Annotated in this window: 19 protein-coding genes; 8 read left to right on the top strand and 11 right to left on the bottom strand. The window is 32.8% G+C overall.

The annotated features are described in order from the left end of the window. Nucleotides 1–20: 20 nt before the first annotated feature. Nucleotides 21–1,034, bottom strand: a complete 1,014-nt coding sequence (gene hemE / locus AOG54_RS04675) for a uroporphyrinogen decarboxylase (protein WP_055032493.1) — start codon at nt 1,032–1,034, stop codon at nt 21–23. Further along, nucleotides 1,031–2,323, bottom strand: coding sequence for an asparagine--tRNA ligase (gene asnS / locus AOG54_RS04680; protein ID WP_048100989.1), 1,293 nt, complete (start codon nt 2,321–2,323; stop codon nt 1,031–1,033). The genes hemE and asnS overlap by 4 nt, the downstream gene beginning before the upstream one ends. A gap of 93 nt (nt 2,324–2,416) precedes the next feature. Between asnS and AOG54_RS04685 the strand changes: the two genes are divergently transcribed. Next, entirely contained in the window at nt 2,417–2,716 is a 300-nt protein-coding gene (locus tag AOG54_RS04685; protein WP_048100988.1) for a DUF2175 family protein, read from the top strand. A 13-nt stretch (nt 2,717–2,729) separates the two neighbouring features. Here AOG54_RS04685 and AOG54_RS04690 read toward each other — a convergent pair whose 3' ends face one another. From AOG54_RS04690 to AOG54_RS04710, 5 genes are read right to left on the bottom strand one after another with little or no spacing between them, the layout of a single operon-like run. Further along, nucleotides 2,730–2,885: a 30S ribosomal protein S27ae gene (locus tag AOG54_RS04690; protein WP_048100987.1), complete on the bottom strand. Its 156-nt coding sequence runs from the start codon at nt 2,883–2,885 to the stop codon at nt 2,730–2,732. Next, nucleotides 2,885–3,199 carry a 30S ribosomal protein S24e gene (locus AOG54_RS04695; RefSeq protein ID WP_048100986.1) on the bottom strand — a complete coding sequence of 105 codons (315 nt, stop codon included), beginning with the start codon at nt 3,197–3,199 and terminating at the stop codon, nt 2,885–2,887. The genes AOG54_RS04690 and AOG54_RS04695 overlap by 1 nt, the downstream gene beginning before the upstream one ends. Then, nucleotides 3,192–3,689, bottom strand: coding sequence for a DUF359 domain-containing protein (locus AOG54_RS04700; RefSeq protein ID WP_048100985.1), 498 nt, complete (start codon nt 3,687–3,689; stop codon nt 3,192–3,194). The genes AOG54_RS04695 and AOG54_RS04700 overlap by 8 nt, the downstream gene beginning before the upstream one ends. After that, nucleotides 3,667–3,858 (bottom strand): transcription elongation factor subunit Spt4, encoded by a 192-nt coding sequence (gene spt4 / locus AOG54_RS04705; RefSeq protein ID WP_048100984.1) that lies wholly within the window; start codon nt 3,856–3,858, stop codon nt 3,667–3,669. The genes AOG54_RS04700 and spt4 overlap by 23 nt, the downstream gene beginning before the upstream one ends. An 8-nt stretch (nt 3,859–3,866) precedes the next feature. Next, nucleotides 3,867–4,445, bottom strand: coding sequence for a DNA-directed RNA polymerase (locus AOG54_RS04710; protein ID WP_055032499.1), 579 nt, complete (start codon nt 4,443–4,445; stop codon nt 3,867–3,869). Nucleotides 4,446–5,054: 609 nt separating this feature from the next. On the opposite strand from AOG54_RS04710, the gene hemB reads away from it, so the two are divergent. Beyond that, complete coding sequence (gene hemB / locus AOG54_RS04715; protein ID WP_054964335.1) at nt 5,055–6,023, top strand: porphobilinogen synthase; 969 nt, start codon at nt 5,055–5,057, stop codon at nt 6,021–6,023. Here hemB and AOG54_RS04720 read toward each other — a convergent pair. Then, a complete protein-coding gene (locus AOG54_RS04720; protein ID WP_055032494.1) occupies nt 5,953–7,782 on the bottom strand; it encodes a hypothetical protein in 1,830 nt (609 codons plus the stop codon). The genes hemB and AOG54_RS04720 overlap by 71 nt on opposite strands. Before the next feature lie 2 nt (nt 7,783–7,784). Then, a complete protein-coding gene (locus tag AOG54_RS04725) occupies nt 7,785–8,561 on the bottom strand; it encodes a GtrA family protein (protein WP_048100981.1) in 777 nt (258 codons plus the stop codon). 90 nt (nt 8,562–8,651) lie between these two features. Between AOG54_RS04725 and AOG54_RS04730 the strand changes: the two genes are divergently transcribed. Further along, the gene (locus tag AOG54_RS04730; RefSeq protein ID WP_048101339.1) at nt 8,652–9,290 is read left to right on the top strand and encodes a zinc ribbon domain-containing protein; all 639 of its coding nucleotides are present in this window, start codon (nt 8,652–8,654) and stop codon (nt 9,288–9,290) included. A 2-nt stretch (nt 9,291–9,292) separates the two neighbouring features. Here the strand turns inward: AOG54_RS04730 and AOG54_RS04735 are convergent, their stop codons facing one another. Further along, on the bottom strand, nt 9,293–10,201 hold the full coding sequence (locus AOG54_RS04735; protein ID WP_054964208.1) for a hypothetical protein: 909 nt from the start codon (nt 10,199–10,201) through the stop codon (nt 9,293–9,295). 40 nt (nt 10,202–10,241) lie between these two features. Then, nucleotides 10,242–10,547, bottom strand: coding sequence for a hypothetical protein (locus AOG54_RS04740; protein ID WP_048100979.1), 306 nt, complete (start codon nt 10,545–10,547; stop codon nt 10,242–10,244). Nucleotides 10,548–10,679: 132 nt separating this feature from the next. On the opposite strand from AOG54_RS04740, the gene AOG54_RS04745 reads away from it, so the two are divergent. The 5 genes from AOG54_RS04745 (at nt 10,680) to argC (ending at nt 14,419) form a co-directional block, all read left to right on the top strand. Beyond that, the gene (locus AOG54_RS04745) at nt 10,680–11,114 is read left to right on the top strand and encodes a hypothetical protein (RefSeq protein ID WP_048100978.1); all 435 of its coding nucleotides are present in this window, start codon (nt 10,680–10,682) and stop codon (nt 11,112–11,114) included. Further along, complete coding sequence (locus tag AOG54_RS04750; RefSeq protein ID WP_231563391.1) at nt 11,077–12,186, top strand: ATP-binding protein; 1,110 nt, start codon at nt 11,077–11,079, stop codon at nt 12,184–12,186. Before AOG54_RS04745 ends, AOG54_RS04750 begins: the two co-directional genes overlap by 38 nt. A gap of 37 nt (nt 12,187–12,223) precedes the next feature. Continuing rightward, nucleotides 12,224–12,853 (top strand): hypothetical protein, encoded by a 630-nt coding sequence (locus tag AOG54_RS04755; RefSeq protein ID WP_048100977.1) that lies wholly within the window; start codon nt 12,224–12,226, stop codon nt 12,851–12,853. 344 nt (nt 12,854–13,197) lie between these two features. Further along, a complete protein-coding gene (gene lysW/argW, locus AOG54_RS10045; protein ID WP_169749827.1) occupies nt 13,198–13,371 on the top strand; it encodes an alpha-aminoadipate/glutamate carrier protein LysW in 174 nt (57 codons plus the stop codon). A gap of 1 nt (nt 13,372) precedes the next feature. Next, nucleotides 13,373–14,419, top strand: coding sequence for an N-acetyl-gamma-glutamyl-phosphate reductase (gene argC, locus AOG54_RS04760; RefSeq protein WP_231563390.1), 1,047 nt, complete (start codon nt 13,373–13,375; stop codon nt 14,417–14,419). Nucleotides 14,420–14,422 lie beyond the last annotated feature (3 nt).

Raw genomic sequence — 14,422 nt, forward strand, 5'->3', positions numbered from 1 at the left:
TGCCAGATAATATTACTGCATCATTGTATATAAAAATCATGCACAAATGAAACAATTCTTTTTAATGTGCTTTCCTGGGTATCTGGTAATACACCATGGCCAAGATTAAATATATAATTGTCATGGCTTTTCATGCTATTTAATATGTAATTTGTCTCCTCGATGGCTGCATTTTCATCATATTGAACAACATATGGATCCAGATTTCCCTGTATTCCTATTGTATTTTTAAGCATGACTCTGGCATCATTGATTTTTATCCGCCAGTCAACGCTTAAGAAATCAGGATTTATATCATTAAATTCACCAATCATACCTGAATTTCCTGTGGCAAAATATATAACAGGTATATTTGATTTTATCTCATTGATAATATCAAAAATGTCACTTTTTAAATGTTTTTCAAAGATATATGGGGAAAGTGAGCCAAGCCAGGAATCAAAAATCTGTACTGCATCAACTCCAGCATTTATTTGCATTTTCAAATATTTTATAATCATATCCTTAATTAATTCTTTATAAAGTCTGAATTTTTTATCCCGTAATATTACACTTTTTGTATATGTTAAATTATTGTCAGATGACCCTGAGAGAACATATGAGAGAACGGTTATTATACCGCCTGAAAAACCGATTAATGGGACATCCTTGTGCCTTTCCTTGAATAATTTTATTGCATCAGCAGTTTTGTATTTTAAATTTTTTTCATCAAATTCTATTATATTTTTCAAATCCCTGTTTTTTTGGTAGCCATTATATATAACCGGCCCGGTATTTGAAAAGTCAATATCATAATTCATGGCCTCAAGTGGGAGTATTATGTCAGCAAAGATAATTGCAGCATCAACTCCAAGCAGATCAACCGGTGAATATGTAATTCTTTCTGTAATATCAGGATCCATGCATATGTCCCTTATGGAAAGGTTTTTTTTAATTTCATTATATGATTTCATGTATCTTCCAGCCTGCCGCATGAACCAAACCGGTATTTTTTCTGATTCATGGTACCTAACCATGGATAAAAAATCATTCATGGTTTTACCCTTCTTACTGTCCTTGGATATGGTATGGAATCCCTGATATTTTTAAGCCCGCATATCCAGGTAACGAGTCTGTCAAGGCCAAGACCAAAGCCACTGTGCGGTATGCTGCCATATTTTCTTAGATCAACATACCAGTAATAATCCTCAGGATTCAGGTTATTCTTCTTAAGTCTATCAAGAAGCTCATTTAGGTCATAAATTCTCTCCCCACCACCAATGACCTCCCCATAACCCTCTGGAGCCAGCATATCATGGCATAATATTTCTCCGGGATTTTCTGGATCCGGTTTATGGTAAAATGTTTTTAATTCCTCCGGATAATTTGTCACAAATATTGGTCTGTCAAAATGTATCATAATATTGTATTCCTCATCGGCACCAAGATCATCCCCATATTTAAGATCCATTCCAAATTTCTTGTTTGCCATTTCTATTAAATCACGGTATTTTATTCTCTCAAACGGTGCCCTAATCTTTTTTAGAACATTTATATCCCGGCCAATTATGTTTAAGTCCTCAGAATTGTTTTTTATTACCTCATTTACAATATATTCTATTAATTTTTCCTCATCTTTCATCATGTCCTCATTGCTGTACCATGCGGCCTCGCCCTCTGCATGCCAGTATTCTGCAAGATGCCTCCTTGTCCTTGACTTTTCAGCCCTGAAGCTGGGGGCTATGGTAAACACCTTCTCAAGGCTGTATATCAATGTTTCAAGGTAAAATTGTGAACTCTGTGTTAAATTAACCTTTTCACCAAAATAATCAACTGTAAATAATGTTGATCCGCCTTCAGTGGCTGTGGATACAAACATTGGAGCCTGAACCTGATAATAACTGTTGTTATAAAAAAAATCTGCAAATGCCTTAAATACTGTGGATCTTATTTTTAAAACAGATGTAAATTCCCTGCTTCTTATCCACAGATGCCTGTTATCAAGTAAAAATTCCTCTCCAAGATCCTTTGTTATTGGAAAATTTTCATTTCTCTCATAAATTTTGTATGATTTAATTGCAAGCTCATATCCCGTAATGGCCCTATCATCCTTTCTTACTGTTCCTGAAACCTCCATGCTGCTTTCAACGGTCATTGAGGAAAGCTCCCTCATCTGATCCTCATTTAAATTATCTGAGCTGGCAACACACTGGATAATCCCGGAAGAATCACGAAGTATAATAAATGTAATCTTTCCAGAACTTCTGATTCTATATACCCATCCCCTGATTTCTGCCTCTGAATTTATGAATTTATCCGATAATATGTCATGTATTTTTTCCATTGCTACCCTATTATATCTTTAGATAAATATTTTTTATAAAATTAGTGTAAATGGCAACGATAAATTTAACATCTGAATTATTATTAGGATTTTATGGAGTATAACTGCTACTTGTGCAATAAAACCATTAAAACAGGGGAGAAATTTACCTTCACAAAGGAGGGTTCAGTGCATCTGGACTGTTTTATCTCAAATAAGAGGAAATCACTGGATGAAAGCAGGTTAGAATATCTAAGGACATTAAGCCTTATTCTTGATTACGAGCTAACATACCTTATACAGTTATTAAGCCTGCGCACAGATGACAAGGAATCACAGGAGCTTGTAAGAAAGAGAATAACAGCAATAGAAAAGGAAAGCGGGGAAACAACAAACCTTATTTATAATCTTTAAAATTTTTTAAAAATTATTTTTTATTTTTGAATTCGGTATAACCACATTTTCCACATGTGTATCTATCCTTATGCTCTGCCAGAAAAACTCCTGGGCCACATCTTGGACAGAATCTTCTTTTTCTAACAACCTTATTATTTTCAACTGCATATAATTCTCTTTTTTCCATCATTTCACCACTTTCTCCTTTAATTTATTCCTTATAAGCTCATAGTCTGGCTCATAAAGCATTGCATTCTCCTTTTTATCATATATCTTGGCATAACCCTTTAATTCATCCTTACCTGTCTCCTGCTTATTTTTATCAACTATGATGAGCTCCTTATTAACCTTATAATAATTGGCCAGAAGATCCCTTATATAATCCCTGCTGGGGGTTATTCCGGAGCTAAAGGTCATTGTATATCTTATCTCCTTCCTATGCAGTAGCTTATTATCCTTCTCACTTTCAACATTAAAGTTTTTAACCGAACTTTCAGACATTTACATCACCCAATAATTTTTCTACATCATCTCTTATTGCCTTATTTACTTTTATATACGCCATGCCAATATCAGGAATACCGTATACTATTACTGTATTTAAATCTGCATAAAATATTATTGGTATAACGGCAAGGTCCTCCTCACCGGACACCTCTATTCTTGATGGTTTATTTTCAGTCAGTGCAGTTTTTATGGCGTTAATCAGATCAAGGCTTATTGTCCCTGCAGGATTTTTCACCGCTATGGAACCTTCAATGTGCTGAAATTTACCCTCATTACGCTTTGTTATGAGGTCTACAACCTGCAGGAAAATGTTTACACCATGGTTTTTTAAATTTTCTGTTGTAACGTCCCCGACTGCTATTATTTTATATTCTTTTGAGAGTTTTATGATATCATCAGGGCTTGCAATATTGTGTTTAAAATTCTTGATATGATCTATAATTTCCGGTGTAAGGACAATATCATGATCTAACTTTAATCGCATATATACCCGGTTCTTTAATATCGGCCTTTTTGGCTATTATCGAATTGGTATCGTTGATTATAAGAAAACCAAACCAGTCCTCCCTTGTTTTCTCATCACCGTGGACGGGGCAAACATCGTCAAGTGTTAATCTCTTACATATTCTGCATGCCTTATATACCTTTTTCATTTTATCACCTAATTTTTGATGTTATCATTTTTTATCCAGTCCTCCTTACCCAGCCCGGGTTGTTTGGCTGTTAACCCTATTTTGCTGTCTGATAGGGATGATGAACTTAAATTTAAGGAAACAATTTTTACCCTTATTTTGTCACCTGCCTTTAATAAAAACTTTGTATCCTTTCCTGATAATATTTGGTTATCAAGGTCTACATTTATTGAGTCATCCATGATCTGGCTGATATGAAGTAGCCCCTCGAACGGACCAAATTTAATAAAGGCTCCAAATTTTTGAATTGATTTAACAACACCATCAACTATTTCCTGCATTTTTGGATAATATGCAAGGGCTGTATACTGTATTGTTTGATAAACGCCACCATCACCATGGACTATGGAGCCGTCTCCTATTCTTTTGATGTTTTCCAGCGAAATAATATAGGTTTTACCAATACTGACATTATCTTTATTTTCTATATCAATTATTTTTCCCTCAAGAACTGACCTTGCAGCATCCAGTACAGCCTGATCATAATTTTCATTAAGCAACTCTGGTGGAACCCTTACTACATAACTATCTTCAAGTGAAATATACATTTTTATCGGATTATATAAAAAGTTATAAACTTTTCCTATAATAAAATCTTTAACATAATTTACCCCTAATTTTGAAGGATGAAATATTTTCATTATGCATATCTATTAAATAATATTCAGATTATTTGATGATGCCCTTTTCTTTTTTGGATCATGGTTTATATTAAAAATTGTAAATATAAATTATTTTTATGCTGGGATATCAACTTTTCATATGCACTTGGAATTACAATATTTAGCTTTGTTGGTGGCTACGTTTTTGATAAATACAATATTAAGAATGCATTTATTATAAGCCTTATTATATTATCATTGTTCTCATAATTAACGGGATTTATCATATCTATTATTGCTGAATTTATATGGTAATGTTCTAAAATCTGGTATATCTGTAATATTCAATAATTCCATGAACTCTTTATGGTTATTGAAGAGGTATTTAGACGACCTGTATGATACCCTATATATCTTCAATATTACAATAATCTTTGCAATAAGTTTATTTTAATACCTCCCATTTTCTATCCTTCATAACTATTTTACCCTCCATTTGCATAATCAATGGGATAAATCAAAAAACGTTAATAATTCATAAGTGATTTCATAGTTATGTATCCTATAATAAGAATGAGAAGATACAGAAAAGATAGTAATATAAGATCATTATTTAAAGAATCAGAGATAAGGCCTGAAAAATTAATTATGCCTGTTTTTGTTGATGAGACGGAAAAAGATAAAAAGGAAATACCATCAATGCCGGATATATACAGATATTCTTTAAGCGCCTATGAAAATTATATAAAATACCTTGAGGAGATTGGTGTTAAAAGTATAATTCTTTTTGGAATTCCGGCACACAAGGATGAAACAGGTTCATCCTCATATGATTCCAATGGCATAATTCAGAAGGCAATTAGAACCGCAAAGCAAAATACAGATCTTAATGTTATAGCTGATTTATGCCTTTGCGAGTATACATCAACTGGTCACTGTGGAATAATAGAAAATGGCTATGTTAATAATGATAAAACACTTGAAATTTATCAGAAGGAGGCTTTAAGCTATGCCGATGCTGGTGTAGATATCATAGCCCCAAGTGGAATGATGGATGGCCAGGTCAAGGCCATACGTGAGGTTCTGGATAAAAATGGATACACAGATAAATTAATAATGGCTTACAGCTCAAAATTTGCATCTGGATTTTACGGACCGTTCAGGGACGCTGCGGAGTCAGCCCCACAGTTTGGGGACAGAAAATCATATCAGATGGATTATCATAATGGTGATGAGGCTTTACGTGAAATAGAACTTGATATAAAGGAAGGTGCAGACATAGTCATGGTAAAACCAGCACTGGCATATCTTGATATAATCAGCAGGGCAAAGAGACTGTTCAACATGCCAATGGCGACATACAGTGTTAGCGGTGAGTATACAATGATAAAAAATGCTGTTAAATCAGGATACCTGGGTGAAAATATTGTTGATGAGGTTTTAACAGCCTTCTTTAGAGCTGGGTCTGACTTAGTGATATCCTATTTCGCGGAGGATTATATAAAATCCCATGGTAAACACTAATTTCACCATTTTGTATTTTATATACATTTGAACCGAGAACTGTTCCATTGTATGCAATTAATTCAAGTGCAGAATTATTATAAATTATTTCATTTTTTATTAATGTTATTTTATATATTTTATAATCACCATTGGAATATATTTCTTGAGAATTAAATAAAATGCCATTGCTAATTGATTCATTTGCTATGCCTCTAAAATATAGCCTTTTGTCTCCAGAATATTTTACTGTAATATTAAATCCTGTTAATTTCCCATGGTTATATGTTGGCGATATGCTTTCAAACGTTACAGGGTCCTCATGATTTATGTTTATAAATCCCAGAACAATTATAATTACAAGGGAAAAAATAATAATATAATAAACAAATTTTTTGATTTTTTTTGTATTTATCTCTTTTTTTAAGTCGTTTTTATTAATATTGGCAATAGTTATAAGCGATATCATGGTCCAGAATATAAAATATCCTGGAAGAACACGATAATTAAAAAGGAAAAATAGGGCAGGAAATGCAAATAATTCATATTTTAATATATCATAATATTTTATGTAAACTATTATGGTAACCAAAAAAATTATAACCATTATTCCCGTGAATACATTAGAAGGTACATAAGCATAATTTAAGAATGATATCTGTGAGATGCCCTCACCAATGCCATAAATTTTAAGTGTTTCACTTGATAGGATATCTTTAAAATAAATGTATGGTGATTTAATGATAAAATAACCATTTATTAAGAAAAAGATTCCTGCGCCATATATTAGCCAGTAAAATGTTTTTTTAGGTCCGTGGGTTTTATAAATCATATAAATAATGTATGGAAAAACTAGGGCAGGAAACTGTTTCGCTGAAAGGGATAGACCATAGAATATTCCAGACAATCGGTAATTCTTCCTGAAAAAATATGATGTCATTAATAGTACGGCCCATAACAGTCCAATTAAACCCACTATTCCATAATAAAGTACAAAAATATTTATTAATAACCCAAAAAGGGCGTACAGTGCAATTTTTTTATTGCCATATGTTTTATATATTAAAAAAAAGGGTATAATAATTAATATAGATATAATAAAATTGTTATATTTCCCTATTAAAACGTATGGAACATATACCAAAAACGAAAGTGCCGGGTATCCCATTAAGGTAACAAAACTCCCATTCATTGTTGGTGTTGAAAAAAGCTGATAATTTATCATGTTAAAATGACTGAAAACAGAGGCTGTTACATAAGGTATATAAGGGTCCCTGCCAGACATAAACTGTATTGCCGAATAAACATCTATATAATACTCATCCTGCTGTATAAAATGCAAATAAAAATGGAGTGAAAAAATAATTATCAATACAATCAATGATAAAATTATATATATTGCCTTAAAATTTAAATTCCTATTTTCAAGAAAGTCAAGACTAATTTTTCCTTTATAATATTTATATGCAATAAAGGCAAAAACTGCAAGGATTATTATAAACAGGATGTGGGAATATGGCGCCTTTATGAATGCCACAGCAAGCAGGATAAGTATTAGCATTCCCATGAATATATATACATAAATTAACCTATCAATTATATTTGATCTGGCATTAATATTTGAAAAAAATAAGAAAATAAATGATAAAATCATAATAAGGAATTCTGCAATTATGGCATAAATATCAAGATAACCAAAGACCCCAAAAATTATGGATGTGGCAATTATTGAAAGGGCAGACCCGTAATTAAGTGTTATTCTTTTAATTCTGTCATCCATAATTACCACACAAGAAAAGAGGCTGTACTGTATGTTATTATAAATGCCACTATAATTCCAAGCAAATCGGCTATATAAATACTTACATTTTCAAAAATTGCAAAATAATAAATTAATAAATTTACGCCGTAGCCGATAAGATTAAAAATATTGTACTTAAAAAGCCTTTTAAGAAACATTCCGTGCCCATTGAAAGTAAATCTATTATTCATAAAAAAATTGTAGATAATTGATATTTCAATGGCAGGAATTATACTTAATATATTTCCAAGATATGGATGCAAGAGGAATAAAAAACCCTCATTAACAGCAATACCTGATAAACCTATTATGGAATATCTTAATATTGTACCACGCTTTAAAATTAGATAAACATAATCTTTTAAGCCTATTCTGGCCTTATTTCCAATATCAACACTTGAATAACCAACCTTAAAATTATTTTTTAATATATCTATATTTATATTGAGTGCATTAACCCTATCGTTAATTATTGAATTGCCGGAATCTTTTATAAATTTATATGCAGATTTTGAGTAAACATTTATGCATCCAATTAGGTACCTGCTTTTAATTGATAATGATAATCTTAGAATAAAATTTGAAAAATTTTTTAGGCCATCCGGTCTGCATTTAATTATTAAAAGATCAAAATTGTCATTTTGTGCCTCCTTAAAAAATTTGATTGCCGTATCCCCATCTATGTTTATATCTGATGAAAGTATATAATCAAAGTCTTCATCGTCTGTTAGTGCGGAATCTTTAAATTTTAAGATCATTTAAACATGGATATATTACCTGTTATTATTTTTTGTTTTTTTATTTTTTTCATGGGAAACTTTATAATATTCTATAAAATATGTAAATCAATGCCAATATATGAAAATGACGAACATGAATTTCTAAGCGCGAGGGCAAAAAAGATTGAAAATAATGTTTATATAGACGGCAATTTATTTTTAACTGATAAGAGGATAATATTTGAAAAAAAGGGTAAAAGACAATTTTTAAGGGCATCACCTGCAGTTACAGATATTAACCTTTTTTTGTATAATGTGGAAAATGCAACATTCGCCATACCAAAGTTTAGTCTTTTTACAAAGAAGATTTTAAGTATAGAATATTATAATGGTGATAAAAATCTTGTAAGGGTTGATTTTATAATAAAGGATCCTAAAAACTGGGTAAATAATATAACAAGGCTTGCATCTATTTCAAAAAAGGAATATGCAAACAATACAGCGAGAATGCAGGAGGATCAAAAGAGATACGAATTGGAGATGGCCAAGGCCAGGGCACCTAAGGCAAATATAGGCATGGCAGTATTTGGTGGGGATAAAAAAAATCAGGGGAAAATAAACCCAGGTGATTATATAGATGCAGAAAGCAATGAAAATCTTCCAGCAACAAATCTAAAATGCCCTAATTGCGGTGCAGATATAACAGATGATATGAAATACTGCCCAAAATGTGGATACAAATTAAAAAAAGATGATGAAAAAGATTGAAATTAATTTATTATTTCCGTTATTTTTTCTATACTTTGTGTAACCTTATTCCACAGATAGCTTTTACTTTTAAGGTAATTATAATCCTTACTTGAAATCTGCATTCTTTCTGATGATTCAGGGAGTTTATATTTTTTATAATCCTCTAATATTAATGATTCTATTAGAGTCTCCATAACAATAATATAATTGCTTTTATCCTTTTTAAATACAAATGGTTTGATCCCGGAAAATTTTTCCATAAATTTAGACATTAATATATTCAATTTACTGCCATCAAGAAAAAGGAATGCGTCTGATAATTTTAAATTGCATGCAATTATGGTGTCCCTATTCTCTTTTAATCTGGACATAATACCATATTTTTGTTTATTCCTTTTATAGTTTCTTTTTAAAAAAATATCAAATGTTTTTGATGGATAGGCTATAAAACCTGTACTGGCAACCGTCCTTACGAGCAGGTCGATATCCTCATATTCCATTAAATCACGCCACCCGCCATTGTTAATAATCACATCCCTATTTATTATAGTGAAATTTGAAATCAGGGCCTTTTTTTCATTCTGATTTATGAATTTATATATTATATCTGAAACACCTATGCTGTATTCAAGTTCAGGATTTAGTATTATTATATATTCACCACTGCTCTGGGCAACTGCAATACTTTTTGCCATTCCATAGCTGTTGAATTTAGATTTAATTATCCTTAAATTTGGATTTTCTATATCTATATCCTTTTCTGTAATTATTATTATTTCGTAATTAAACCCAATCTCCTCAGCAATTTCTATAATTTTTTTAAGGTTAAAAATAATGGAGTTATCAATGTCATAAACCACAGAACAAAAGGATATTTTTTTGGATGGTTCTGCCGTTATGCTTAATGTTCTTAAATTTGAAACTTCCATCAAATAAGAAAGTTTTATTTTAACTTAAACTTTGTTATTTTTATCCCTTCCATATACCTATGCCAAGACCTATTATGAACAGAACAAGTACAATGGAAAATGAAACAGAGTGTGTGAGGCCCAAAAGTTTTGGAACCATTGCTATATGGGAACTCACAAACGAGCTAATTGAAGACCCTATCTGTGAGGGCGACAATTTTGGAACAAAGGCAAATCCGGCATACCATGCTATTATGAATGCAATGATTATCAATATGGCCGATGCTATGCCTTTTTTTATTGCCAGCCCAAAAAATAGACCGTCGATAAAGGCAAGGATAAGTAATATATATCCTGAAATAACCATAAAATAGAGAAGAAAAATTTATATTTAAAGTTATTGAATTTTAAATGTATTTTTTTATATATTAATGCGTATAAAATGGCAATGATGTTTTTCAAATAAATTTATATAACGATTATATATATTTCTTTTGAAATGACGCTTATAGTAATGGGAATACTGCACCACCTGAACCTTAATACATCAATTGAACATGCCTCAGAAAATTTTGTGTATGTTTCAAAAAAGATACTTCAAATGTATTCAATAAAATCCGGGTGTGTTGTAAATGGTAAGCTTGTTGAAATCAATCCTGCAACAGATAATCCCACAGAGGTTGCAATGCCTGATCTGAGCTCAATTACAGGATTAAAGGTTGGGATGCTTTATTATGTTGGGGAGGGGGAGAAGGATTATCTGTTCTTCCCGTTAAAAACATGGAACAAGCTTGTTGATTTTGCCATTTTCCCAGAGGAATATGAATTAAAATTTGAATTTTATAATGTTGCGTGTAAGTTTAGAAAATATAATCTTTTCAACAAGGGCACTGTAATTGATAAGGAGGATAGAGGAAATGGAGGATCTTTATAAGATAAACAGAACCCTTGAAACGGCAATAAAAATGGAGGCAGAGGGGAAACTTGAAGAGGCCATAAAAAATTATAAGGAAGCTTATATTCATATGGTGGAGCTTGCCAGGGAATCAAAAGGCGCTGAAAGGAAAAAAAGGGCAGAACAGGCTGAGCAGATACTTAAAACATATAAAAGACTCGAAAACTCAGATGCTGGTGAGGACAGGCTCGAAAAGGGTAAAAAAATCCTTGAATCTTTAAATATTGAACCTCCAGAAATACCAAAAATTACCTTCGATGATGTTGCAGGTCTTAATGATGTAAAGAATGAAATTTTATCAAAGATAATATATCCAATGAGATATAAGGAGCTATCACAGGAGTATAATATCGAATTTGGAGGCGGTATGCTGCTTTTTGGTCCCCCCGGTACCGGAAAAACTTTTATTGTTAAGGCCATAGCAAATGAGGTTAAGGCAAACTTTATTAATGTAAATCCCTCGTCACTTTACAGCCAGTGGTTTGGGCAGTTTGAAAAAAATATTTCACAGCTTTTCAGGGCTGCATATCTGCTATCACCATCAATCATATTTTTTGATGAAATAGATACGCTGGTGCCCAAAAGAAGTGGAACAGAGTCCGATGCTGCAAAAAGGGGGGTTTCACAGCTTTTAACAGAGGTTGGTGGTTTAACGTCAGAAAAGGACAAGAATATCTTTATAATAGCAGCAACCAATAACCCATGGGCAATCGATGAGGCAATTTTAAGGCCCGGTAGATTTGACGTTAAAATATATGTTCCACCCCCAGACTTTGATGCCAGGGTAAAGCTGTTCCAGCTAAAGCTATCAAAAATCAAGCCTCTTGGAAATATAGATTATGAGGAGCTGGCAAAGCTTACGGAAAGGTATTCCGGGGCTGATATAGAATTCATATGCAAAAAGGCTGTTCAGAATGTGTTTATGGAGGTTATAAAAACGGGCAATAAAATACCGGTTACAACTGATGATATTATTTCTGTAATATACCAAATAAAACCGTCAATAGATGAAAGAATGCTGGAAAAATATCGGGAATATATGGCACAGTAATACAAAAAGTTTATTAAAAAGTATATATTTATATATTATGGTTTTTAAAATTGGCAAATCAGATGAGGAAAAAATTCTTGAAAAACGTTCAAAAATTAGCATGTTCAAGGCCACTGTAAACAGGCAAATAAGGCAGTATGAGAAGATTTTGGAAAAAAGCAGGGAGGATGCCAAACTTGCATTAAGGCAGAATAATATGATGAAGGCAAAATTATTTGCATCTTTTATGAACGCAATCCAGACCTCAATAAATGGCCTTAAGGATTATTCACTGCTTCTTGAAAGTGTCGACCTTAATTTAATGTATTCACTCACACTTAAGCAAACAAGCAGTTCTATTATTCAGAGTTCAGAGGCATTAAAGAGCAGCGAGCTGACCCCACAGCAGATAGCGGATATGTCAAAAAGTCTTAATGAGCTTACAAATGCACAGGAAAGGATACAGTCAACACTCGTGGATCAGTTTGACCAGATTAAGGATGCTGTGGAGCAAACAGCAAATATTTCGACAGCAAATCCAGAAAAGATTCTGGAATCTCTAAGCAGGGAAATGTCCCAGAAATCAGATTCAATGAGCAATACAGAAATGTCAGGTTCGGAATCATCAAAGGAGGATGAGGAGCTGAATAAACTTTTAAAGGAAATGCAGGATAACCCTGAAAAGTGATACAAGTGCGCAGCAAAAGAAATAATAAATTTGAAATAGAATTAAATTTATCCATTTATAAGAAGGAAAGCGCATTAAAAGATTATAAAAATAAGCTTAGGCGGATACTTTATGGTAAACCATAATCCTGTTTTTTGGGTTTTTAAAATACTGGTCATTTTTTGATCTTAATACGAAATTAGTAAATTTTATACATAATTCGTATATTTTAAATACTATGAATTAATTATGTTATGTTGGCATTATAGGTTAAAATGGACTTATAATGTTAAAAATGATATATGGATATACAAATGTTTATTAATAAAACATAATTAATAAACAAATACCAAAAAGGTGAAAAAATGGAAACGAAATGCAAGATATGTGGAGAAAAAATACAGGTGCCAGACGACTCAATGGCAGGAGAACTGCTGGAATGCCCTTCATGCGGCATGAACTATGAAATAACATCGATATCAGGTAATTCAGTTGAGATAAAACCTGCAGAAAATGTGGGAGAGGACTGGGGAGAATAAATTGATAAAAGCTGGTATTGTTGGGGCATCCGGATACGTTGGTGGTGAGCTTTTAAGGCTGCTTGCCAATCATGGTGACGTTGAGGTAACTGTTGCAACATCAAATAAGCATAAGGATGAAAAGGTTGCCAGAATACATCCAGACCTTTACGGTCTCACAGACCTAAAATTTACGGGAAGAAGCATTTTTGACCTTTTAGATGACCTTGATGTTGTTTTTCTTGCAGTGCCACATGGCACATCAATAAATTATGTACCACAGCTCATGGAAAGTGGGGTTAGAATAGTGGATATGAGCGCAGATTTCAGGCTGAGAGACCCGGATAAATACCCTGTATGGTATGGCTTTGAACATCCATATCCTGACCTTATCAAAAAATTTGTTTATGGAATGCCAGAACTGCACAGGGAGGAACTCAAAAATGCCAGGTATATAGCAGTGCCCGGATGCATAGCATCCTCATCAATATACAGCATTGCACCATTTGCCTCCCTTGACCTTGATAATAATGTTATAACTGTAGATGCAAAGGTTGGTTCATCTGGGTCAGGTGCTGAACTTGATGAGTCAAAGGTTTTTTCAGAAAGGTATAACTCTGTGAGGGCATATAAACCGGCAGGCCACAGACACACACCAGAAATTGAGCAGGAAATAAAATATGCAACAGGCAGGGATGTTAAAATCGCATTATCGGCACACTCAGTAAACATGGTCAGGGGTATACTGACAACATCAAGCATCTTTGCAAAAACAGATGAAATCCATGGCTGGGGGCTGTTAAGGGAATTTTATTCTGGCGAGAAATTTGTAAGGTTAATAATGGATAAAAAGAGCAATTTCAAATATCCTGATCCAAAGATTGTTGTTGGTTCAAATTTTGTCGATCTTGGTTTTGCAATTGATAGGTACATTAACAGGATAGTATCCTTCGGTGCAATAGACAATATGATAAAGGGCGCATCAGGAAATGCCATACAGTCCATGAATATAATGTATGGATTTAATGAATCAGAGGGTTTAACCGCGCCATCACTTTTCCCGGTGTAGAAT

Source organism: Acidiplasma aeolicum, assembly GCF_001402945.1.
Lineage (GTDB): Archaea > Thermoplasmatota > Thermoplasmata > Thermoplasmatales > Thermoplasmataceae > Acidiplasma > Acidiplasma aeolicum.

What these genes read in the sequence shown, in the direction of transcription:
- lysW/argW (WP_169749827.1), top strand. Translation starts at nt 13,198, where the DNA reads ATGGAAACGAAATGCAAGATATGTGGAGAAAAAATACAGGTGCCAGAC.
- spt4 (WP_048100984.1), bottom strand. Translation starts at nt 3,858, where the DNA reads ATGAAAAAGGTATATAAGGCATGCAGAATATGTAAGAGATTAACACTT.
- AOG54_RS04695 (WP_048100986.1), bottom strand. Translation starts at nt 3,199, where the DNA reads ATGTCTGAAAGTTCGGTTAAAAACTTTAATGTTGAAAGTGAGAAGGAT.
- AOG54_RS04700 (WP_048100985.1), bottom strand. Translation starts at nt 3,689, where the DNA reads ATGCGATTAAAGTTAGATCATGATATTGTCCTTACACCGGAAATTATA.
- AOG54_RS04685 (WP_048100988.1), top strand. Translation starts at nt 2,417, where the DNA reads ATGGAGTATAACTGCTACTTGTGCAATAAAACCATTAAAACAGGGGAG.
- AOG54_RS04690 (WP_048100987.1), bottom strand. Translation starts at nt 2,885, where the DNA reads ATGGAAAAAAGAGAATTATATGCAGTTGAAAATAATAAGGTTGTTAGA.
- AOG54_RS04735 (WP_054964208.1), bottom strand. Translation starts at nt 10,201, where the DNA reads ATGGAAGTTTCAAATTTAAGAACATTAAGCATAACGGCAGAACCATCC.
- AOG54_RS04755 (WP_048100977.1), top strand. Translation starts at nt 12,224, where the DNA reads ATGGTTTTTAAAATTGGCAAATCAGATGAGGAAAAAATTCTTGAAAAA.
- AOG54_RS04745 (WP_048100978.1), top strand. Translation starts at nt 10,680, where the DNA reads ATGACGCTTATAGTAATGGGAATACTGCACCACCTGAACCTTAATACA.
- AOG54_RS04710 (WP_055032499.1), bottom strand. Translation starts at nt 4,445, where the DNA reads ATGTATATTTCACTTGAAGATAGTTATGTAGTAAGGGTTCCACCAGAG.
- asnS (WP_048100989.1), bottom strand. Translation starts at nt 2,323, where the DNA reads ATGGAAAAAATACATGACATATTATCGGATAAATTCATAAATTCAGAG.
- hemB (WP_054964335.1), top strand. Translation starts at nt 5,055, where the DNA reads ATGTATCCTATAATAAGAATGAGAAGATACAGAAAAGATAGTAATATA.
- AOG54_RS04730 (WP_048101339.1), top strand. Translation starts at nt 8,652, where the DNA reads ATGCCAATATATGAAAATGACGAACATGAATTTCTAAGCGCGAGGGCA.
- AOG54_RS04740 (WP_048100979.1), bottom strand. Translation starts at nt 10,547, where the DNA reads ATGGTTATTTCAGGATATATATTACTTATCCTTGCCTTTATCGACGGT.
- AOG54_RS04725 (WP_048100981.1), bottom strand. Translation starts at nt 8,561, where the DNA reads ATGATCTTAAAATTTAAAGATTCCGCACTAACAGACGATGAAGACTTT.
- AOG54_RS04720 (WP_055032494.1), bottom strand. Translation starts at nt 7,782, where the DNA reads ATGGATGACAGAATTAAAAGAATAACACTTAATTACGGGTCTGCCCTT.
- hemE (WP_055032493.1), bottom strand. Translation starts at nt 1,034, where the DNA reads ATGAATGATTTTTTATCCATGGTTAGGTACCATGAATCAGAAAAAATA.